Origin of the sequence: Micromonospora sp. NPDC047467 (assembly GCF_040643095.1) — a bacterium.
Taxonomy (GTDB): Bacteria; Actinomycetota; Actinomycetes; order Mycobacteriales; family Micromonosporaceae; genus Micromonospora.
This window is the reverse complement of sequence record NZ_JBEYTO010000009.1, coordinates 56,881-77,174: the sequence shown is the minus strand read 5'-3', so window position 1 is coordinate 77,174 and position 20,294 is coordinate 56,881. Positions and strand designations below refer to the sequence as shown.

20 protein-coding genes are annotated in these 20,294 nt (G+C 72.5%); 15 read left to right on the top strand and 5 right to left on the bottom strand.

Annotated features, from left to right (window positions below; genetic code table 11):
• The 4 genes from ABZ780_RS24140 (at window position 1) to ABZ780_RS24125 (ending at window position 3,349) form a co-directional block, all read left to right on the top strand.
• On the top strand, window positions 1-612 hold the full coding sequence (locus ABZ780_RS24140) for a glycosyltransferase (RefSeq protein WP_357487670.1): 612 nt from the start codon (window positions 1-3) through the stop codon (window positions 610-612).
• A complete protein-coding gene (locus ABZ780_RS24135) occupies window positions 609-1,529 on the top strand; it encodes a glycosyltransferase family 2 protein (RefSeq protein ID WP_357487564.1) in 921 nt (306 codons plus the stop codon). The genes ABZ780_RS24140 and ABZ780_RS24135 overlap by 4 nt, the downstream gene beginning before the upstream one ends.
• A gap of 138 nt (window positions 1,530-1,667) precedes the next feature.
• Complete coding sequence (gene aroC / locus ABZ780_RS24130) at window positions 1,668-2,846, top strand: chorismate synthase (protein WP_357006537.1); 1,179 nt, start codon at window positions 1,668-1,670, stop codon at window positions 2,844-2,846.
• The gene (locus tag ABZ780_RS24125; RefSeq protein WP_357006540.1) at window positions 2,846-3,349 is read left to right on the top strand and encodes a shikimate kinase; all 504 of its coding nucleotides are present in this window, start codon (window positions 2,846-2,848) and stop codon (window positions 3,347-3,349) included. The genes aroC and ABZ780_RS24125 overlap by 1 nt, the downstream gene beginning before the upstream one ends.
• Before the next feature lie 5 nt (window positions 3,350-3,354).
• On the opposite strand, the gene ABZ780_RS24120 is transcribed toward ABZ780_RS24125, so the two are convergent.
• The 4 genes from ABZ780_RS24120 to ABZ780_RS24105 all read right to left on the bottom strand — a co-directional run bounded on the left by ABZ780_RS24120 (window position 3,355) and on the right by ABZ780_RS24105 (window position 6,325).
• Window positions 3,355-4,152, bottom strand: a complete 798-nt coding sequence (locus tag ABZ780_RS24120; protein WP_357487563.1) for a hypothetical protein — start codon at window positions 4,150-4,152, stop codon at window positions 3,355-3,357.
• On the bottom strand, window positions 4,152-4,658 hold the full coding sequence (locus ABZ780_RS24115; RefSeq protein WP_357006546.1) for a sigma-70 family RNA polymerase sigma factor: 507 nt from the start codon (window positions 4,656-4,658) through the stop codon (window positions 4,152-4,154). Before ABZ780_RS24115 ends, ABZ780_RS24120 begins: the two co-directional genes overlap by 1 nt.
• Window positions 4,659-4,780: 122 nt before the next feature.
• A complete protein-coding gene (locus tag ABZ780_RS24110) occupies window positions 4,781-5,443 on the bottom strand; it encodes a hypothetical protein (RefSeq protein WP_357487562.1) in 663 nt (220 codons plus the stop codon).
• 153 nt (window positions 5,444-5,596) lie between these two features.
• Window positions 5,597-6,325, bottom strand: a complete 729-nt coding sequence (locus tag ABZ780_RS24105; protein WP_357006552.1) for an alpha/beta fold hydrolase — start codon at window positions 6,323-6,325, stop codon at window positions 5,597-5,599.
• Between the two features lie 129 nt (window positions 6,326-6,454).
• Between ABZ780_RS24105 and aroB the strand changes: the two genes are divergently transcribed.
• From aroB to nusB, 4 genes are all read left to right on the top strand, one after another.
• Window positions 6,455-7,534 (top strand): 3-dehydroquinate synthase, encoded by a 1,080-nt coding sequence (aroB, locus tag ABZ780_RS24100; RefSeq protein ID WP_357487561.1) that lies wholly within the window; start codon window positions 6,455-6,457, stop codon window positions 7,532-7,534.
• Window positions 7,531-7,962: a type II 3-dehydroquinate dehydratase gene (gene aroQ / locus ABZ780_RS24095; RefSeq protein WP_357487560.1), complete on the top strand. Its 432-nt coding sequence runs from the start codon at window positions 7,531-7,533 to the stop codon at window positions 7,960-7,962. Before aroB ends, aroQ begins: the two co-directional genes overlap by 4 nt.
• Window positions 7,963-8,417: 455 nt before the next feature.
• Window positions 8,418-8,975 (top strand): elongation factor P, encoded by a 558-nt coding sequence (gene efp, locus ABZ780_RS24090; RefSeq protein WP_357006561.1) that lies wholly within the window; start codon window positions 8,418-8,420, stop codon window positions 8,973-8,975.
• A 23-nt stretch (window positions 8,976-8,998) separates the two neighbouring features.
• The gene (gene nusB / locus ABZ780_RS24085) at window positions 8,999-9,409 is read left to right on the top strand and encodes a transcription antitermination factor NusB (protein ID WP_357006830.1); all 411 of its coding nucleotides are present in this window, start codon (window positions 8,999-9,001) and stop codon (window positions 9,407-9,409) included.
• A gap of 69 nt (window positions 9,410-9,478) precedes the next feature.
• Here nusB and ABZ780_RS24080 read toward each other — a convergent pair whose 3' ends face one another.
• Window positions 9,479-9,967 (bottom strand): transcriptional regulator, encoded by a 489-nt coding sequence (locus ABZ780_RS24080; RefSeq protein WP_007458348.1) that lies wholly within the window; start codon window positions 9,965-9,967, stop codon window positions 9,479-9,481.
• 288 nt (window positions 9,968-10,255) lie between these two features.
• Between ABZ780_RS24080 and pyrR the strand changes: the two genes are divergently transcribed.
• The 7 genes from pyrR (at window position 10,256) to ABZ780_RS24045 (ending at window position 20,276) form a co-directional block, all read left to right on the top strand.
• Window positions 10,256-10,840 (top strand): bifunctional pyr operon transcriptional regulator/uracil phosphoribosyltransferase PyrR, encoded by a 585-nt coding sequence (pyrR, locus tag ABZ780_RS24075; RefSeq protein ID WP_357006564.1) that lies wholly within the window; start codon window positions 10,256-10,258, stop codon window positions 10,838-10,840.
• Window positions 10,837-11,763, top strand: coding sequence for an aspartate carbamoyltransferase catalytic subunit (locus tag ABZ780_RS24070; RefSeq protein WP_357487559.1), 927 nt, complete (start codon window positions 10,837-10,839; stop codon window positions 11,761-11,763). Before pyrR ends, ABZ780_RS24070 begins: the two co-directional genes overlap by 4 nt.
• Window positions 11,760-13,037 carry a dihydroorotase gene (locus tag ABZ780_RS24065; RefSeq protein ID WP_357006571.1) on the top strand — a complete coding sequence of 426 codons (1,278 nt, stop codon included), beginning with the start codon at window positions 11,760-11,762 and terminating at the stop codon, window positions 13,035-13,037. Before ABZ780_RS24070 ends, ABZ780_RS24065 begins: the two co-directional genes overlap by 4 nt.
• A complete protein-coding gene (carA, locus tag ABZ780_RS24060; protein ID WP_357487558.1) occupies window positions 13,034-14,257 on the top strand; it encodes a glutamine-hydrolyzing carbamoyl-phosphate synthase small subunit in 1,224 nt (407 codons plus the stop codon). The genes ABZ780_RS24065 and carA overlap by 4 nt, the downstream gene beginning before the upstream one ends.
• Window positions 14,250-17,597, top strand: a complete 3,348-nt coding sequence (gene carB, locus ABZ780_RS24055) for a carbamoyl-phosphate synthase large subunit (protein ID WP_357487557.1) — start codon at window positions 14,250-14,252, stop codon at window positions 17,595-17,597. The genes carA and carB overlap by 8 nt, the downstream gene beginning before the upstream one ends.
• Window positions 17,594-18,640: a quinone-dependent dihydroorotate dehydrogenase gene (locus ABZ780_RS24050; protein WP_357487556.1), complete on the top strand. Its 1,047-nt coding sequence runs from the start codon at window positions 17,594-17,596 to the stop codon at window positions 18,638-18,640. Before carB ends, ABZ780_RS24050 begins: the two co-directional genes overlap by 4 nt.
• Window positions 18,641-19,001: 361 nt before the next feature.
• Window positions 19,002-20,276, top strand: coding sequence for an adenosylmethionine--8-amino-7-oxononanoate transaminase (locus tag ABZ780_RS24045; protein WP_357006584.1), 1,275 nt, complete (start codon window positions 19,002-19,004; stop codon window positions 20,274-20,276).
• The last annotated feature ends 18 nt before the right edge of the window (window positions 20,277-20,294 follow it).

The window sequence follows — 20,294 nt, the reverse complement described above, 5'->3', positions numbered from 1 at the left end:
CTGCCCCGCCAGCGCGACACCGCGCCGGCCGCGCAGACCCGACTGCTCGTCGCGGTGGGCACCGACAAGCACCCCTTCGACCGGCTCGTCGACTGGCTGGCGCAGTGGCACACCGGTGCCGCCCAACCGGTCGGGCTGACCGTGCAGCACGGGCACACCCGGGCGCCGCACCTGCCCGGGGCGGTGCCGTTCCTCGGCCACGACGCTTTGCAGCGGGCGATGGCCGACGCCGACCTGGTGGTCTGCCACGGCGGCCCGGCGACGATCCTGGAGGCCCGCCGGCACGGCCACCTGCCCATCGTGGTGCCCCGCGACCCGGCGCGCGGGGAGCACGTCGACGACCACCAGCAGCTCTTCGCCCGCCGGCTCGGCGCGGCCGGGCTGGTGGCGCTCTGCGAGACCCGCGAGGCGCTGCACGACGCGCTCACCGCCGGGCAGGCCGACCCGTCCCGGTACGCGGTCGCCGCCGACCCGGACGCCCACGAGGCGCGGCGGGCGGCGGTGGCCCGGGTCGGGCAGATCGTGGAGGACCTGGTGGCCCGGTCGACCCGGCGCCGCCCCCGCTGGCGGACCTGGCCGCGTTCCGGCCGGGGTACGGAGGAGATTCGATGACCCGGCAGCCGACCGTCAGCGTCGTGGTGCCCACCCGGGACCGGCCCGAGCTGCTGCGCGCCGCGTTGGCGGCGATCCTCGCCCAGGAGTACGCGGGCGGAATCGAAGCAGTGGTCGTGTTCGACCAGTCCACGCCCGACGAGTCGCTGACCGGGCTGACCGGTCCGGACCGCACCGTGCGGGTGATCCGCAACGAGCGCACACCGGGGCTCGCCGGGGCCCGCAACAGCGGCACCCTCGCCGCCGAGGGTGAGCTTGTCGCCTTCTGCGACGACGACGACGAGTGGCTGCCGGGCAAGCTGGCCGCCCAGGTCGACGCGCTGGCCGCCGACCCGGCGGCCGAGTTCGTCTGCTGCGGCATCCGGGTCAGCTACGACGGGCACACCGTCGACCGGGTGCTCGACAAGGACCGGATCACCCTGGCCGACCTGCTGCGGGACCGGATGACGGAGCTGCACCCGTCCACCTTCCTGATCCGCGCGGCAGCGCTGCGCGGCGGGTTCGGCCTGGTCGACGAGGAGATCCCGGGCAGCTACGCCGAGGACTACGAGTTCCTGCTGCGGGCCGCCCGCAGCGCGCCGCTGATCAACCTGCGTACCCCGTCGGTGCTGGTCCGCTGGCACAAGCGCTCGTATTTCGCCCAGCGCTGGGACACGATCTCCGAGGCGTTGCAGTGGTTGCTGCGGCGCTACCCGGAGTTCGCCGACCAACCGGCCGGTGAGGCACGCGTCACCGGGCAGATCGCGTTCGCCCGGGCCGCCTCCGGCGACCGGCGGGGCGCGCTGCGCTGGGCTCGGCGAACCCTGCGCCGCAACCCCCGCGAGCCGCGCGCCTACCTGGCGCTCGCGGTCGCCGGCCGGGTGGTGCGCGCCGACGCGGTGCTGCGCACCCTGCACAAACGCGGCCGGGGGATCTGATCCGTCACCGACGGTGGCCCGGCGGGGAGCTCCCACCCGGCCACCGCCGGCGGCTGCCCGCCGGCCTTCGCCGTCCGCAGGGCGGGACGCGGCGGGCAGCCCACCGGGCCGACGGCCCGGCGTGACAGACTGATCGCTGTGTTGCGCTGGTTGACTGCAGGTGAATCGCACGGTCCCGCCCTGGTCGCGATGATGGAGGGGGTGCCGGCCGGCATCGAGGTGACCACCACCGAGATCGCCGACGACCTGGCCCGCCGCCGGCTCGGCTATGGCCGCGGCGCCCGGATGTCGTTCGAGCGGGACGAGGTCGAGGTGATCGGCGGGCTGCGGCACGGCGTCACCCTGGGCAGCCCGGTGGCGATCCGGGTGGGCAACTCCGAGTGGCCGAAGTGGCGCACGGTGATGGCCGCCGACCCGGTCGACCCGGACGAGCTGGCCCGGCAGGCCCGCAACGCTCCGCTGACCCGCCCCCGGCCCGGCCACGCCGACCTGGCCGGCATGCAGAAGTACGGCCACACCGACGCCCGCCCGATCCTGGAGCGCGCCAGCGCCCGGGAGACCGCCGCCCGGGTCGCCGTGGGCGCGGTCGCCAAGGCGCTGATCCGGCAGGCACTCGGCATCGAGATCGTCTCGCACGTCGTCGAGCTGGGTCCGGTGGCCGCGAAGCCCGGGCTGCGCCCGAGCCCGCAGGACGCCGCCCGGATCGACGCCGACCCGCTGCGCTGCCTCGACCCGGAGGCCAGCGCCCTGATGGTCGCCGAGGTCGACGCCGCGAAGAAGGCCGCCGACACTCTCGGCGGCGTGGTCGAGGTGCTGGCGTACGGGGTGCCCCCGGGGCTGGGCAGCCACGTGCAGTGGGACCGCAAGCTCGACGCCCGACTCGCCACCGCGCTGATGTCCATTCAGGCGATCAAGGGAGTGGAGATCGGCGACGGGTGGCAGCAGGCCCGCTCGCGCGGCTCCGAGGCGCACGACGAGATCATCCCGTCGGCCACCGGTGTCCGCCGGGTCACCGACCGGGCCGGCGGGCTGGAGGGCGGCATCACCACCGGCGAGCCGCTGCGGGTCCGCGCCGCCATGAAGCCGATCTCCTCGCTGAACCGGGCCCTGGCGACCGTGGACGTCACCACCGGCGAGCCGGCGACCGCGATCAACCAGCGCTCGGACGTCTGCGCGGTGCCCGCCGCGGCGGTCGTCGCCGAGGCGATGGTGGCGCTGGTGCTGGCCGAGGCGGCCACCGAGAAGTTCGGCGGTGACTCGGTCGCCGAGATCCGCCGCAACCTCGCCGGCTACCTCGACGCGCTGGTCATCCGCTGATGGCGCCGGTCGTCGTGCTGGTCGGCGCGCCCGGCTGCGGCAAGACCACGGTCGGGCAGGCCCTGGCCGCCGCCCTCGGTGTGGAGTTCCGTGACACCGACGCCGACATCGAGCAGATGGCCGGCAAGCCCATCCCGGAGATCTTCATCGACGAGGGTGAGGCGCACTTCCGTACGCTGGAACGGGCCGCCGTGGCCGCGGCGCTCGCCGCCGGCACGGGCGTGCTCGCCCTCGGCGGCGGCGCGGTGCTGGCCGAGGAGACCCGCGCCGCCCTGGTGGGGCACCGGGTGGTGCACCTGTCGGTGGAGTTGCCCGACGCCGTGAAGCGGGTCGGGCTCGGTGCGGGCCGGCCACTGCTGGCGCTCAACCCGCGGGCCACCCTCAAGCACCTGCTGGACCAGCGTCGGCCGCTCTACGCAGAGGTGGCCACCGAGACGGTGACCACCGACGGCCGGACCCCGGCGGAGGTCGTCGCCGACGTCGCCGCGCTGCTGCCCCGCTGACCCGGTCAGCCGCCGAGCGGACGGCGGGCGGGGCCGTTGTCGACGAACCGGAACGTGCTGCGCAGCGGTGCGTCACCGACTTCCTCGAGGATGATGCCCCTGGTGGGGGAGTGCTGGAGGTACGCCGACGCGTTGCTGATGGCGTACGCGCCCTTGCCGCTGGCGGTGATGGTGAAGCGCTGCGCCGGGTTGTTGTTGTCGCAGACCGCCCCCTCGACCGTCAGCGGCCCCGAGTTGCCCGGGTTGTAGGCCTGCCAGCAGGCCGGCTCGTCGTTGGCGGGGTGGTAGTCGACCTTGCCGTATGCCTTGATCAGGTAGGTGTCGCCGCCGAGCGGGGTGGGGACGAACAGTTGGCGGCCACTGTTGTCGTCGACCTCCATGAGCTCGCCGTCGAGGGCGATGCCGCCTTCGGTCGCCTGCACCCGAACGATGGTGACCTCCCGCGTGCCGGAGAGCACCGGGTCGGTCGGGCTCGACGGGGTGGACGGCGGCCCGACGGGCGGCGTGACCGTCGCTGTCGTGGTCGGTGACGGTGTCGTGGTCGGCGTCGCGGGCGCGGAGGGCGAACCGGATGCGGGAGGGCCGACCGGTGACGTGGGTGGACCTGCGTTCGGCCGGCCCACCGCTACGCCCACGGTGAGCAGACTCACCAGCGCGACACCGACCGCTACCGAGGCCGCGTGCCGCCGCGCGCGGTGCGCGTCGCCGCGTTGACGGATGACCGCGGCATCGGCGAGACGGCCGCGACGCGCACCGTCCTCGGCGAGCGAACGCAGGCCGTCGTCGAGGTTCTGGTCGGACATCAGGACCGCGTCCCGTCCAGGACGTCCGGCTCGGCGCCGGTGACGTGCTCGGCTAGGGCTCGGCGGCCCCGCGCGAGCCAGGTCTTGACCGTGTTGGGCGACGTTCCGGTCTCGGCGGCGATCTCGGCGACGCTGAGACCGACGAGGTGATGCAGGACGATGACCCGACGCTGGTCGGCGGAGATCAGGCGGAGGCCCCGCACCAGCGCCACGTGATCGGGGCCGACCGCGTCGACGTGCTCCTCGGTCGTATCCCGGTGGTGCGCTCGGAGTCGGTTCACCGCCTTGCGCCACGCGGAGACCGCGATGCGGTAGGCGACACGACGCACCCACGCTTCGGGACTGTCGCACTCACGCACCCTGTTCCACCGATCCCACGCGCGGAGGTACGCCTCTGCCACGGCGTCTTCGGCCTCGGCGTGACTGCCGATCATCGCGTACACCTGACCCAGGACACGGCGGGAGGAGGCGGCGTAGAAGTCGTCGAACTCCTTCGCGTCGCGCATGTGCCGCTACTCCCGCCTGGACCGGACCGCGCTCCGGGTGATCCACCTGCCCGGCCCGCGGTCCGGTGCTCGCTGACCGTCCCCGACTGCCGTGCAGAAGGATAGATCATCCACAATGAAGGTCAGCCGCCGGCGGGGCGCCGGGCGGGACCGTTGTCGACGAACCGGAACGTGCTGCGCAGCGGTGCGTCACCGACTTCCTCGAGGATGATGCCCCTGGTGGGGGAGTGTTGGAGAAACGCTGACCTGTTGCTGATGGCATACGCGCGCTTGCCGCTGGCGGTGATGGTGAAGCGCTGCGCCGGGTTGTTGTTGTCGCAGACCGCCCCCTCGACCGTCAGCGGCCCCGAGTTGCCCGGGTTGTCGACCTGCCAGCAGGCCGGCTCGTCGTTGGCGGGGTGGTAGTCGACCCTGCCGTACGCCTTGATGAGGTAGGTGTCGCCGCCGAGCGGGGTCGGGACGAACAGTTGGCGACCACTGTTGTCGTCGACCTCCATGAGCTCGCCGTCGAGGGCGATGCCGCCCTCGGTCGCCTGCACCCGCACGATGGTGACCTCCCGCTTGCCGGAGAGCACCGGGTCGGTCGAAGCGGCCGGGGTGGACGGACCCGACGTGGACGACGACGGGCTGGGCGATGCTGGCATCGCCTCGGAGGCGGTGGCCGAGGCGGACGTGGAGGGCCCGCTGGATGCGACCGGAGCCGTGGTCGGATCGGACTGGCACGCCACCAGCGCGCTGCCGCACACCATCAGCACCGCGCCGGTGGCCCATTTCACCTTGGACATGCCCAACTCCTCACCTGCTGCCCCGCGGCTGCCCGCCGGGAGTCGCCATGGACGCCACGCCGGCCCTTCTCGCCAACGCGCCCCCAACACGCCTGCTCTCGCCCGGCGGTTTCACACGGTGCACAGGGAATCTCGGGTGGCGGCCCGGCCCGCTCAGTCGCGGGCGGCCGTGTCGAGCACGTCGGCCAGAGCCTTGGGCTCGCTGAGCATCGGCCAGTGCCCGGTGGGCAGCTCGAACAGCCGACCACCGGTCAGCCCGGCGAAGAACGGGTGCCCCTGGCCGATCATCTCGCGGACCACGGTGAGCGGGAAGGTGCTGGCGACCAGGGCGGTCGGCACCGGGCGGCCGCCGGTGCGGCGCACCGGGTCGGTCGCCGTGCGCAGCGGCTGCGGGGTGGCCCGCTCACGCAGCAGGGCCAGTGTCGGCTCGTCCAGCCCGGCCAGGTTGGTCGGGTCGGCCGCCGGGTCCCAGGCCGGCGGCGGCAGCAGATGCCCGGCGCCGATCACGGCCCGCAGCCGCTCCTGCTCCTCCGGCGGCACCGTGTCGAACTGCCCCGTGCCGTCCGGCAACGGCCCACTCTCCACGTAGACCGCTCGGGCGATGCGGTCCGGGATGCGGTCCGCCGCCTGGGTGACCGGCATCCCGCCGCCGGAGTGGCCAACCAGCACCACATCCCGCAGGGCCTCGACCTCGATCAGCCGGACGATGTCGGTGGTGTGCGTGTCCAGGCTCACCTCAGGCCCGGCGAGGTGGTCGCGCTCGGCCAGCCCGGTCAGCGTCATCGGGTAGACCTCGTGCCCCTGCGCGCGTAGCGCCCCGGTCACGTCCCGCCACGCCCAGGCGCCCAACCAGAACCCCGGCACCAGCACGAACGTCGCCATCTGTCGCTCCTTCTCTCGGTTGTCGAGCCGACCCTACGGCCGACGGCCGACAGTTCTGTCCGGTTTCACCCTGTGGTCGCGGTCGTCTCCCGCCGCCGTCGCGCCACGTGCTGGACTAGGCTGCCGGCGATGGACGACGTGACCCGGATCCCGGTCGGCGGCGAGCGGCCGTACGACGTGCTGGTCGGACGCGACCTGCTGGACGCGCTGCCCGGGCTGCTGCCCGGCGCGACCCGGGCGGCGGTGCTGCACGCGCCCCCGCTCAAGACCCTGGCCGACGCGCTCGGCGAACGGCTGCGCGCGGCCGGGGTCGAGCCGCTGCCGATCGAGGTGCCCGACGCCGAGTCGGGCAAGCAGATCGACGTGGCCGCCGCCTGCTGGGACCGGCTCGGCGCGGCGGGCTTCACGCGTACCGACGCGGTGGTTGGCGTGGGCGGCGGCGCGGTGACCGACCTGGCCGGCTTCGTCGCGGCCTGCTGGCTGCGCGGGGTGCGCTGGGTGCCGGTGGCCACCTCGCTGTTGGGCATGGTGGACGCCGCCGTGGGCGGCAAGACCGGGATCAACACCGCCGCCGGCAAGAACCTGGTGGGCGCCTTCCACCCGCCGGTCGGCGTGCTGGCCGACCTGGCCACCCTGGACAGCCTGCCGGCGATCGACCTGGCGGCCGGTCTGGCCGAGGTGGTCAAGTGCGGCTTCATCGCCGACCCGGTGATCCTGGACCTGGTCGAGCGTGACCCGGCGGCGGCCACCGACCCGCGCGGGCCGGTCGCCCGGGAGCTGATCGAGCGGGCGATCCGGGTCAAGGCCGACGTGGTCGCCGGTGACCTGCGCGAGTCCGGCCTGCGGGAGGTCCTCAACTATGGGCACACCCTCGCGCACGCGATCGAACAGAACGAGGGCTACCGCTGGCGGCACGGCCACGCCGTGTCCGTGGGTCTGGTGTACGCCGCGGCGCTGGCCCGCCTCGCCAGCCGGCTGGACGCGCCGACCGCCGACCGGCACCGGAGCGCCCTGGCCGCGCTCGGCCTGCCGGTGAGCTATCCGGCCGAGGCGTGGGAGCGACTGTTGGCCGTGATGCGGGTGGACAAGAAGGCCCGGGGCAGCAAGCTGCGTTTCGTGGTGCTGGACGCGCTGGCCCGTCCAGCGATGCTGGAGGGCCCGGACGACGCGCTGCTCGAGGCGGCCTACCGCGAGGTGTCCGCGCCGTGAGGGTCTACGTGTTGAACGGGCCGAACCTGGGCCGACTGGGCACCCGGGAGCCGGCGGTGTACGGCTCGACCAGCTACGCCGATCTCGTGGCGCTCTGCGAGGCCACCGGCCGGGAGTTGGGGCTGGACGTGACGGTCCGGCAGACCGACGCCGAGCACGAGCTGCTCGGCTGGCTGCACGCCGCCGCCGACGAGAGCGCGGCGGTGGTGCTCAACCCGGCCGCCTGGTCGCACTACTCGTACGCGGTCCGCGACGCCTGCGCGATGCTGCGCGGGCCGCTGGTCGAGGTGCACCTGTCCAACATCCACGCCCGCGAGGAGTTCCGGCACCACTCGGTGGTCTCGGCGGTGGCCACCGGGGTGATCTGCGGCCTCGGTATCGACGGCTACCGCCTCGCCCTGCACCACCTCGCCACCCGCGCCAGCTGACAAACGCCCGACGCCTCCGTCGCGCTCCCGCCCGCCGGGCCCAGCCCCTCCCGCAGCCTCGCCGTCTCGGCGCACCGAGCGTGATGCCGGCCCCCGAGCGCCGACTGTCACCGTCGGTTGCCCCCGCCCCGCCCGACTCCGGGGAGCACCCTCCCGGTTCGCTGCCTTTGCTCTGCTTCAACGGACGCAACACCGGCGGTGAGCTGCGCGTACCCGATGGTTGGTGTCGATCGGCCCTGCCCCTCGGGGTGCACGAAGGGTGACTGTTGCGTCAGGTGAAGCAGCGCAAAGGACCGGAGAGGGTGGGGCCACCGTGACGCGTGGGTGACGGCCCGTCACCGCTGTCGGGTGCCGCCCCTGCGGCGGATGAGGCGGCCGACCACGGCGGGTAACACGTCTCGGTGCAGCTTGTAGACTTGGCAGGTCTGTCCGCCAATTGATGATCAAGGCAGGAAATGGCCTCCACCAACGACCTGAAAAACGGCCTGGTACTCAACCTTGACGGCGAGCTCTGGTCCGTCGTCGAGTTCCAGCACGTCAAGCCCGGTAAGGGTGGTGCCTTCGTGCGCACCACGCTGAAGAACGTGCTGTCCGGGAAGGTGGTCGACAAGACCTTCAACGCGGGCACCAAGGTCGAAACCGCGACCGTGGACAAGCGCACGATGCAGTACCTGTACGCCGACGGCGAGGACTACGTCTTCATGGATCTGGAGACCTTCGACCAGATCACCGTTCCCGGCGGCACCGTCGGGGAGGCAGCCAACTACCTGCTGCCCGAGGCGGAGGCGACCGTCGCCACCCACGAGGGTGTGCCGCTCTACATCGAGCTGCCCACCAGCGTCGTGCTGGAGGTCACCTACACCGAGCCGGGCCTGCAGGGCGACCGGTCGACCGGCGGCACCAAGCCGGCGACCGTCGAGACCGGTGCCACCGTGCCGGTCCCGCTGTTCATCACCACCGGTGAGAAGATCAAGGTCGACACCCGCGACGGCCGTTACCTCGGCCGCGCCTGATGGCTGAGGGTCCCAAGCAGCAGATGCCGGCGCGCCGCAAGGCGCGCAAGCGGGCGCTGGACGTCCTCTACGAGGCCGACCTGCGGGACCGGCCCCCCGTGGAGGTGCTGGCCGGCTACCTCCAGCGCATCGAAAAGCCCCACCCGGAGCATCTGGGTTACGCGGTGGGCCTGATCGAGGGGGTCGCCGAACATCTCAACCGGATCGACGAGCTGATCGCCAGCTACGCCGAGGGCTGGACCCTGGACCGGATGCCGGTGGTCGACCGCAATCTGGCCCGGGTCGCCGTCTACGAGTTGCTCTACGTCGACGAGATCGACGACGCGGTGGCGATCAGCGAGGCCGTGGAGCTGGCCCGACAGATGTCCACCGACGATTCGCCGCGCTTCCTCAACGGCCTGCTCGGCCGCATCGCCGAGTACGCCACCCGCTGAGGTCAGGCACCCGCACCAACGAAAAGGCCCGTGCCGGATGGCACGGGCCTTTTCGGGTGGAGCGACAGCTCAGGAGGCGAAGAACGCCCGTGGGTCGGCGACCAGCACACCGTGCTCGGTGAGCCGCTCGATCAGCCCCGACGGCGAGGCGTCGTAGACGATCGCGAGCGCCCGCAGGTCGTCGGCGCGGATGGAGAGCACCCGACCGTTGTAGTCACCGCGCTGCTGCTGGATGGCGCGGGCGTAGCGGGCAACGTAGGCCAGGTCCTCGGAGGCCTCGTCGTAGAGCCGCTCCAGGTCCAGGACGATCTTGCTGGTGGGCTCGTGACGGACACCACTGCCGTCGGGCAGCAGCTCCGAGACGGGGACACGGTAGAACTCGGCCAGCTCGGCCAGACGGGAAACCGTCACGGCCCGGTCGCCACGCTCGTACGAGCCGACCACCACGGCCTTCCACCGCCCGTTCGACTTCTCCTCCACACCCTGCAGGGACAGGCCCTGCTGCTGGCGGATGGAGCGCAGGCGGGCGCCCAGAGATTTGGCGTATTCAGAGGGCATTCGGACACTCCCAGTGCTGCTCGGGGTTCTCCCGTCGATCGCTACGGAGCGTGACGGTACGGGGAATGCGACACGTGGTCAAGTGGTCGGGACCCCACCGTTGGGGAGCGCTGGGGGAGTTATCCCCATTCGTCGGCCTGATCCGATGGTCAGCAGCCGCCGTCCATCGGCGGGGTGACCACTGGTAACGTGGCGTGAAGCCCCGGCCCGAGTTGCGTCAGCGGTCCGGCCGGAGGTGCCCGACATCCTTTAACGACCCGTCCCGTGAGGCGGGGAAGGAGGTCTGCCGTGGCGTACCCACCGGCGGCCCGCTCGTCACCACCGCGACAACCCTCGGTGAAGGTCATCCTCGACAGCGCCGACGTGCAGCGCGTGGTCGACCGCATCGCCCACCAGATCCTGGAGAAGACCCAGGGCGCCGCCGACACCGTGCTGCTGGGGATTCCCACCCGCGGCGCGCCCCTGGCGCGGCGGCTCGCGGCCCGGATCAGCACCTTCGAGGCCGTCGACATCCCGGCCGGTGTGCTCGACATCACTCTCTACCGTGACGACCTGCGTCGGCACGGCACCCGCGCGGTCGGCCCCACCCAGGTGCCCAGCGGCGGCATCGACGGCAAGCGGGTCATCCTCGTCGACGACGTGCTCTTCTCCGGCCGCACCGTCCGGGCCGCGCTCGACGCGCTCAACGACGTGGGCCGCCCGGCGTCCGTGCAGCTCGCCGTCCTGGTCGACCGCGGCCATCGGGAGCTGCCGATCCGCGCCGACTATGTGGGCAAGAACATTCCCACCTCGCTCGCCGAGAGTGTCAAGGTGACGCTCGCCGAGACCGACGGTGTGGACGAGGTCAAGCTCTACGGAGGGGCAACGGCATGATCAGGCACCTGCTCTCGGGCGCGGACCTGGACGCCGACACCGCCACCGAGATCCTGGACACCGCCGCCGAGATGGCCACGGTCGCCGGCCGCGAGATCAAGAAGCTGCCCGCGCTGCGCGGCCGTACGGTGGTGAACCTCTTCTACGAGGACTCCACCCGCACCCGGATCTCGTTCGAGGCGGCGGCGAAGCGGCTCAGCGCCGACGTGATCAACTTTTCCGCGAAGGGGTCCAGCGTCACCAAGGGCGAGAGCCTGAAGGACACGGCGCTGACCCTGCAGGCCATGGGCGCCGACGCGGTGGTCGTCCGGCACCCCGCCTCCGGCGCGCCGCACCGCCTCGCGAACTGGGTGGACGGGTCGGTGGTCAACGCGGGCGACGGCACCCACGAGCACCCCACCCAGGCGCTGCTGGACGCGTTCACCATGCGGGCCCGGCTGGGCCGACTCGCCGGTCTGTCCGTCGCCGTGGTCGGGGACGTGCTGCACTCCCGGGTCGCCCGCTCGAACGTCCTGCTGCTGTCCACCCTCGGCGCGAAGGTCACCCTGGTCGGCCCGCCGACCCTCATCCCGGTCGACATCGCGGGCGCCCTCGCTCCCGGCACCGACGTCTCCTACGACCTCGACGCGGTGCTGCCCAACGTCGACGTGGTGATGATGCTGCGGGTGCAGCGGGAGCGGATGAAGGACTCCTACTTCCCCTCCGCCCGCGAGTACGCCCGCCGCTACGGCCTGGACGGCCCGCGCATGCGCCGGCTGCCCGAGCACGCGATCGTCATGCACCCCGGCCCGATGAACCGGGGCATGGAGATCACCCCCGAGGTGGCCGACTCACCCCGCTCCACCATCGTCGAACAGGTCACCAACGGGGTCTCCGTGCGGATGGCCGTCCTGTACCTGCTGCTCGGAGGAAACAACCGGTGACCGCGTACCTCATCACCAGCGTGAGCGTCGTCGGCGCCGCGCCGACCGACGTCCTGATCCGCGACGGCGTCGTCGCCGAGGTCGGGCCCGGCCTGTCCGCGCCGGACGCCACCGTCGTCGACGGCACCGGGCTGGTCGCCCTGCCGGGCCTCGTCGACCTGCACACCCACCTGCGCGAGCCCGGCCGCGAGGACGCCGAGACCGTCGAGTCCGGTTCCCGGGCGGCGGCGTTGGGCGGCTACACGGCGGTCTGCGCGATGGCCAACACCTCCCCGGTGGCCGACACGGCGGGCGTCGTCGAGCAGGTGTGGCGGCTCGGTCGCGAGGCCGGGCTGGTCGACGTGCAGCCGATCGGCGCGGTCACCGTCGGGCTGGCCGGCGAGCGCCTGGCCGAGTTGGGCGCGATGGCCGATTCGGCGGCCCGGGTGCGGATCTTCTCCGACGACGGGCACTGCGTCGCCGACCCGTTGCTGATGCGCCGGGCCCTGGAGTACGTCAAGGCGTTCGACGGGATCATCGCCCAGCACGCCGAGGAGCCCCGGCTCACCGAGGGCGCCCAGATGCACGAGGGCGAGGTCTCCACCCGGCTCGGGCTGATCGGCTGGCCGGCGGTCGCCGAGGAGGCGATCATCGCCCGGGACGTGCTGCTCGCCGAGCACGTGGGCAGCCGACTGCACGTCTGCCACGTCTCCACCGCCGGCAGCGTCGAGGTGCTGCGTCAGGCCAAGGCCCGCGGGGTACGCGTCACCGCCGAGGTCACCCCGCACCACCTGCTGCTCACCGACGAGCGGGCCGAGAGTTACGACCCGGTCTTCAAGGTCAACCCGCCGCTGCGGACGGCCGCGGACGTCGCCGCGCTGCGCGCCGCGCTCGCCGACGGCGTCATCGACATCATCGCCACCGACCACGCCCCGCACGCCGTGGAGGACAAGGAGTGCGAGTGGGCGTACGCCCGACCGGGAATGCTCGGTCTGGAGACGGCCCTCTCCATCGCGCTCGACGTGCTGGGCCCCGAGTGGGACCTGATCGCCGAGCGGATGTCACGCACCCCGGCCCGGATCGCCGGGCTCACCGGGCACGGCGTCGACCCGGCACCCGGTGTGCCGGCGAACCTGACCCTTGTCGACCCGACCGCCCGCCGCACCATCGAGCCGGCGGAGCTGGCCAGTCGCAGTCGCAACACCCCGTACGCCCGCATGACGCTGCCAGGTCGCATCGTGGCGACCTTCCTGCGCGGCGAGCCGACGGTCCTGGACGGAAAGGCTGTCAAGTGAGCAAGCGCAGGCCCGCGATCCTCGTACTCGAGGACGGGCGCACGTTCCACGGCGAGGCGTACGGCAGTGTCGGGGAGACCTTCGGCGAGGCCGTCTTCAACACCGGCATGACCGGCTACCAGGAGACCCTCACCGACCCCTCCTACCACCGGCAGGTGGTCGTGCAGACCGCCCCGCACATCGGCAACACCGGCGTCAACGCCGAGGACGACGAGTCCGACCGGATCTGGGTGGCGGGGTACGTGGTGCGCGACCCGGCCCGCATCGGCTCGAACTGGCGGGCCACCGGCGGTCTGGAGGACCGGCTCGCCACCGAGGGCGTGGTGGGCATCAGCGGGGTGGACACCCGTGCGCTGACCCGGCACCTGCGCGAGCGGGGCGCCATGCGGGTGGGCATCTCCAGCATCGACACGCACCCGCAGAGCCTGCTGGCCCGGGTCCTCGCGTCACCGCAGATGGTCGGCGCGGACCTCTCCGCCGAGGTGACCACCGCCAAGCCGTACGTCGTCGAGGCGATCGGCGAGCGGCGGTTCACCGTCGCGGCGCTGGACCTGGGCATCAAGCGCAACGTGCCACGGCGGCTGGCCGAGCGTGGGGTGACCACCCATGTGCTGCCGGCCTCGTCGAGCATCGAGGACCTGCTCGCCACCGGCGCGGACGCGGTCTTCTTCTCGCCCGGTCCGGGTGACCCGGCGACCGCCGACGGGCCGGTGGCGCTGGCCCGGGAGGTGCTGACCCGGCGGATCCCGCTGTTCGGCATCTGCTTCGGCAGCCAGATCCTCGGCCGGGCGCTGGGCTTCGGCACGTACAAGTTGGGCTACGGCCACCGTGGGATCAACCAGCCGGTGCTCGACCGGGTCACCGGCAAGGTGGAGGTGACCAGCCACAACCACGGCTTCGCGGTGCAGGTGCCGGGTGCCGGTGACGGCGCGGTCGTCCCCGACCAGGTGATCGACACCGAATTCGGCGGTGTGCGGGTGTCGCACGTCTGCCTCAATGACAACGTGGTCGAGGGGCTGCGTGCCGTGGACGTGCCCGCGTTCACCGTGCAGTACCACCCGGAGGCGGCGGCCGGCCCGCACGACGCGGACTACCTCTTCGACCGATTCGCCGAGCTAATCGAGGGCCGTGACCTCGACCAGCAGACCAGCGAGGGCCGTGCTCTCGACCAGCAGACCAGCGAGGGCCGGAACCACAGCGAGGGGCGCAGCAATGCCTAAGCGGAGCGATCTCAAGCACATCCTGGTGATCGGCTCGGGGCCGATCGTCATCGGGCAGGCCTGCGAATTCGACTACTCCGGCACCCAGGCGTGCCGGGTGTTGCGCAGCGAGGGGATCCGGGTCAGCCTGGTCAACTCCAACCCGGCCACGATCATGACCGACCCGGAGTTCGCCGACGCCACGTACGTCGAGCCGATCACCCCGGAGTTCGTGGAGTTGGTCATCGCCAAGGAACGCCCGGACGCGATCCTGGCGACCCTCGGCGGGCAGACCGCGCTGAACACCGCCGTCGCCCTGCACGAGAACGGCGTCCTGGAGAAGTACGGCGTCGAGTTGATCGGCGCGAACATCGACGCGATCAACCGGGGCGAGGACCGCCAGCTGTTCAAGGAGATCGTCGCTAAGGCCGGTGTCCGGCTCGGCGTCGACGACCCAACCGGGCTGGTGCCCCGCTCGCGGGTCTGCCACTCGATGGACGAGGTCGAGGAGACCGTCGCCGAGCTGGGCCTGCCGGTGGTGATCCGGCCGTCGTTCACCATGGGCGGTCTGGGCTCCGGCATGGCGCACACCGCGGAGGACCTGGCCCGCATCGCGGGCGACGGCCTGGCCGCCAGCCCCGTGCACGAGGTGCTCATCGAGGAGAGCGTGCTCGGCTGGAAGGAGTACGAGCTCGAGCTGATGCGCGACCGGCACGACAACGTGGTGGTGGTCTGCTCGATCGAGAACATCGACCCGATGGGTGTGCACACCGGCGACAGCGTCACCGTGGCCCCGGCCATGACGCTCACCGACCGGGAGTACCAGCGGCTGCGTGACCTGGGCATCGCGGTGCTGCGCGAGGTCGGTGTGGACACCGGCGGCTGCAACATCCAGTTCGCGGTCAACCCGGCCGACGGCCGGATCGTCGTGATCGAGATGAACCCGCGGGTGTCCCGCTCCTCGGCGCTGGCCTCCAAGGCGACCGGCTTCCCGATTGCCAAGATCGCCGCGAAGCTGGCCATCGGCTACACCCTCGACGAGATCCCCAACGACATCACGTTGAAGACCCCGGCGGCGTTCGAGCCGACCCTGGACTACGTGGTGGTGAAGATCCCCCGGTTCGCGTTCGAGAAGTTCCCCGGCGCGGACCCGGAGCTGACCACCACGATGAAGTCGGTGGGCGAGGCGATGAGCCTCGGCCGTAACTTCACCGAGGCGCTGAACAAGGCGATGCGCTCGATGGAAACCAAGTCGTCTGGTTTCTGGACCGTGCCGGACCCGGCCGGCGTGACCCTCGCCGACACCCTCGCCGCGCTGCGCATCCCGCACGACGGTCGGCTCTACACCGTCGAGCGGGCGCTGCGCCTCGGCGCGTCGATCGCCGAGGTCAACGCGGCGTCCGGCGGCATCGACCCGTGGTTCCTGGACCAGATCGTCGCGCTGATCGAGCTGCGGGCGGAGATCGTGGACGCCCCGGTGCTCGACGCCGAGCTGCTGCGCCGCGCCAAGCGGGCCGGCCTGTCCGACCGGCAGCTCGCCGCGCTGCGGCCGGAGTTGGCGGCCGAGGACGGCGTACGGACCCTGCGGCACCGGCTCGACGTGCGCCCCGTCTACAAGACCGTGGACACCTGCGCGGCCGAGTTCGAGGCGACCACGCCGTACCACTACTCGACGTACGACCTGGAGACCGAGGTCGCGCCGTCGGACCGGCCGAAGGTGCTGATCCTGGGCTCCGGCCCGAACCGGATCGGGCAGGGCATCGAGTTCGACTACTCCTGCGTGCACGCCGTTCAGGCGCTGCGGGCGGCCGGTTACGAGACCGTCATGGTCAACTGCAACCCGGAGACCGTCTCCACCGACTACGACACCGCCGACCGGCTCTACTTCGAGCCGCTGACCTTCGAGGACGTCCTGGAGGTTTGGCACGCTGAGGACTCGTCCGGCCGGGCGGCCGGCGGGCCGGGCGTGGTCGGGGTGGTCGTCCAGCTCGGCGGGCAGACCCCGCTCGGGTTGGCGCAGCGGCTCAAGAACGCGGGCGTGCCGGTCGTCGGCACCTCCCCGGAGTCGATCCACCTGGCCGAGGAGCGGGGCGCGTTCGGCGCGGTGCTGGCCCGGGCCGGGCTGCGTGCGCCGGCGCACGGCATGGCCACGTCCTACGACGAGGCCAAGGCGATCGCCGACGAGATCGGCTACCCGGTGCTGGTCCGGCCGTCGTACGTGCTGGGCGGGCGGGGCATGGAGATCGTCTACGACGACCCGACGCTGCGCGACTACATCGGTCGGGCCACCGACATCTCCCCGGACCATCCGGTGCTGGTGGACCGGTTCCTCGACGACGCCATCGAGATCGACGTGGACGCGCTGTGCGACGCCGACGGCGAGGTTTACATCGGTGGGGTGATGGAGCACATCGAGGAGGCCGGCATCCACTCCGGTGACTCGTCGTGCGCGCTGCCGCCGATCACCCTCGCGGGGTCGCACCTGGCCGAGGTCCGCCGCTACACCGAGGCCATCGCGCGTGGTGTCGGCGTCCGCGGCCTGCTCAACGTGCAGTACGCGCTCAAGGACGACGTGCTCTACGTGCTGGAGGCCAACCCGCGCGCGTCGCGGACCGTCCCGTTCGTCTCGAAGGCCACGGCGGTGCCGCTGGCCAAGGCGGCGGCCCGGATCGCGCTCGGCGCGACCATCGCCGAACTGCGCGCCGAGGGCCTGCTGCCGGCGACCGGTGACGGCGGCACGATGCCCGCCGACGCGCCGATCGCGGTCAAGGAGGCGGTGCTGCCGTTCAAGCGCTTCCGTACCCGCGCGGGCAAGGGGATCGACTCGCTGCTCGGGCCGGAGATGAAGTCGACAGGCGAGGTGATGGGCATCGACACCAACTTCGGGCATGCCTTCGCCAAGAGCCAGTCGGCCGCGTACGGTTCGCTGCCGACCGCCGGGAAGATCTTCGTCTCGGTGGCCAACCGGGACAAGCGGGGCATGATCTTCCCGATCAAGCGGTTGGCCGATCTGGGCTTCGAGATCGTGGCGACCACCGGCACCGCCGAGGTGCTGCGTCGGCACGGCATCGCCTGTGAGCAGATCCGCAAGCACTACCAGGCCGGTGAGGGGGACGACGCGGTGTCGCTGATCCTCGGAGGCCAGGTGGCCCTGGTGATCAACACGCCGCAGGGTTCGGGTGCCAGCGCCCGCTCCGACGGCTACGAGATCCGCAGCGCCGCCGTCACCGGGGACATCCCCTGCATCACCACGGTCCCCGGCGCCGCCGCGGCGGTGATGGGCATCGAGGCGCGGATCCGGGGCGACATGCAGGTCCGCCCGCTACAGGACCTGCACGCCATGCTGCGGGCCGCCCAGTGACCCTGTTCGAGCGGGCGGTACGGCCCGGGCTGTTCCGGATCGGCGGCGGCGACGCGGAGGCCGCGCACGAGTGGACACTGCGGCGGCTGGCCGCGCTGTCCCGGCGTCCGGCCGCGCTCGCCGCGCTCCGCGCCCGGTACGCGGTGAGCGCGCCCCGCACGGTCTTCGGCGTCCGGTTCCCGAATCCCGTCGGGCTGGCCGCCGGCATGGACAAGGACGGCGCGGCCCTGCCGGCCTGGCCGGCGCTCGGCTTCGGCTTCGTCGAGGTGGGCACGGTCACGGCCCACGCCCAGCCGGGCAACCCCCGGCCCCGGCTGTTCCGGTTGCCGGCCAGCGAGGCCGTGGTCAACCGGATGGGCTTCAACAACGCCGGTGCCGCCGCGCTGGCCGCCCGGCTGGCGGCGCTGCCGCGCCCGATCGGCGTGCCGTTGGGCATCTCGCTCGGCAAGTCCAAGGTGACTCCGCTGGACGAGGCGGTCGAGGACTACCTGACCTCGTACCGCGCGCTGCGCGGGCACGGCGACTACTTCGCCGTGAACGTCTCCTCGCCGAACACGCCGGGACTGCGCTCGTTGCAGGACCGCACACACCTGGACGCGCTGCTGGCCGCGCTGGTGGGGGAGAAGCCGGTCCTGGTCAAGATCGCCCCTGATCTGACCGAGGCGGCCATCGCCGAACTGCTGGAGGTCTGCCTGGCCCGGGGCGCGGCCGGGGTGATCGCCACCAACACCACCCTGGGCCGGGATGGGCTGGCACCGGTGGACGCGGAGCGCGGTGCGCAGGCCGGAGGTCTGTCCGGCCGTCCGCTGACTGGGCGGGCCCGGGAGGTGGTCGCCTTCGTCCACCGGGAGACCGGTGGCCGGTTGCCGATCGTCGGGGTCGGTGGAGTGCTGGACCCGGACGACGCCGCCCGGATGTTCGACGCCGGTGCCGCCCTGGTGCAGCTCTACACCGGCTTCATCTACCGGGGCCCCGCCCTGGTCCGGGCCGTCGCCCGCGCGACCGCCGCCACCAGAGCACCTGATCCGGTCACCGGCCGGTGACCGTCGGGGCCGCTGTGCCGACTGCGGCCATCGTGCCTCGTGGCGGCGGCGGTGGCGGTCGTGGCCGTGGTCGTGGTCGCCGTGGCGGTGGCGTCGCGTGTCACGCCGCTGCGGCCCCTGCCCTGTCCCTGCAGCCTTTGCTCTGCTTCAACCCACGCAACGGCCGACGTCCGGTATTCGGACACCGGGTGTTGCGTGGAGTGAAGCAGAGCAAAGGCTGTGCACACGTGGCCCGGCACCGCCGCGCCACGCCCGGCGTCCGGGCCGTGCTGACTGTTCGGGCCGTGCTGACTGTTCGGGCCATTCCGGCTGTCGGGGCCATTGGGGGCGACCGGCCCGTCCACGTCTGGAAGGAGTGCACGTGACGCCCGAGGAGATCCTGGCTGCCGACCGGGCGCACGTCTGGCATCCGTACACCGCGCTGCCGCCGGCGAACCCGCCGTACGTGGTGCACAGCGCCGAGGGGGTGCGGCTGCGGCTGGCCGACGGCCGGGAACTGGTGGACGGGATGTCGTCCTGGTGGGCGGCGATCCACGGCTACCGGCACCCGGTGCTGGACGCGGCCGTGACCGACCAGCTCGGCCGGATGAGCCACGTGATGTTCGGCGGCCTCACCCACGAACCGGCGGTGCGGCTCGCCCGGACCCTGGTCGAGCTGGCCCCGGAGGGTCTGGAGCACGTGTTCCTGGCCGACTCCGGCTCGGTCAGCGTCGAGGTGGCGGTGAAGATGTGCCTGCAGTACCAGCGGGCGGTCGGCCGGCCGCAGCGGCGCCGGCTGGCGACCTGGCGGGGCGGCTACCACGGCGACACGTTCCACCCGATGAGCGTCTGCGACCCGGAGGGCGGGATGCACCACCTCTGGGGCGACGTGCTGCCCCGGCAGGTCTTCGCCCCGGTCCCGCCGGGTGGCTTCACCGATCCGCCCGACGACGCGTACGTGGCGGCGTTGGCGGACACGATCGAGCGGCACGCCGACGAACTGGCCGCCGTGATCGTGGAGCCGGTGGTGCAGGGCGCGGGCGGGATGCGCTTTCACCATCCCGGGTACCTGCGGGTGCTGCGCGAGGTGACCCGTGCGCACGGGGTGTTGCTGATCTTCGACGAGATCGCCACCGGGTTCGGCCGTACCGGCACCATGTTCGCCGCCGAGCACGCCGGGGTGGCCCCGGACGTGATGTGCGTGGGCAAGGCGCTCACCGGCGGCTACCTGACCCTGGCCGCGACCCTGTGCACCCCGGAGATCGCCCGGGGCATCTCCGCCGCGGGCGTCCTGGCCCACGGGCCCACCTTCATGGGCAACCCCCTGGCCTGTGCGGTGGCCAACGCCTCCATCGGGCTGCTGCGGGCGGGGGACTGGGCGGGGCAGGTCGCCAGGGTCGGCGAGGGGCTGCGCATCGGCCTGGAGCCCCTGCGCGGCACGCCCGGCGTGGCCGACGTGCGGGTGCTCGGCGCGATCGGGGTGGTCCAGCTCGACCACGAGGTCGACCTCGGCGCCGCCACCACGGCGGCGGCCGAGCAGGGGGTGTGGCTGCGGCCGTTCCGCGACCTGATCTACACGATGCCGCCGTACGTCACCGACGACGCCGACCTGACCCGGATCGCGGCCGGGGTGGCGGCGGCGGTGGCGGCCGGCTGAGGCGGCCCGGCTGTCGGG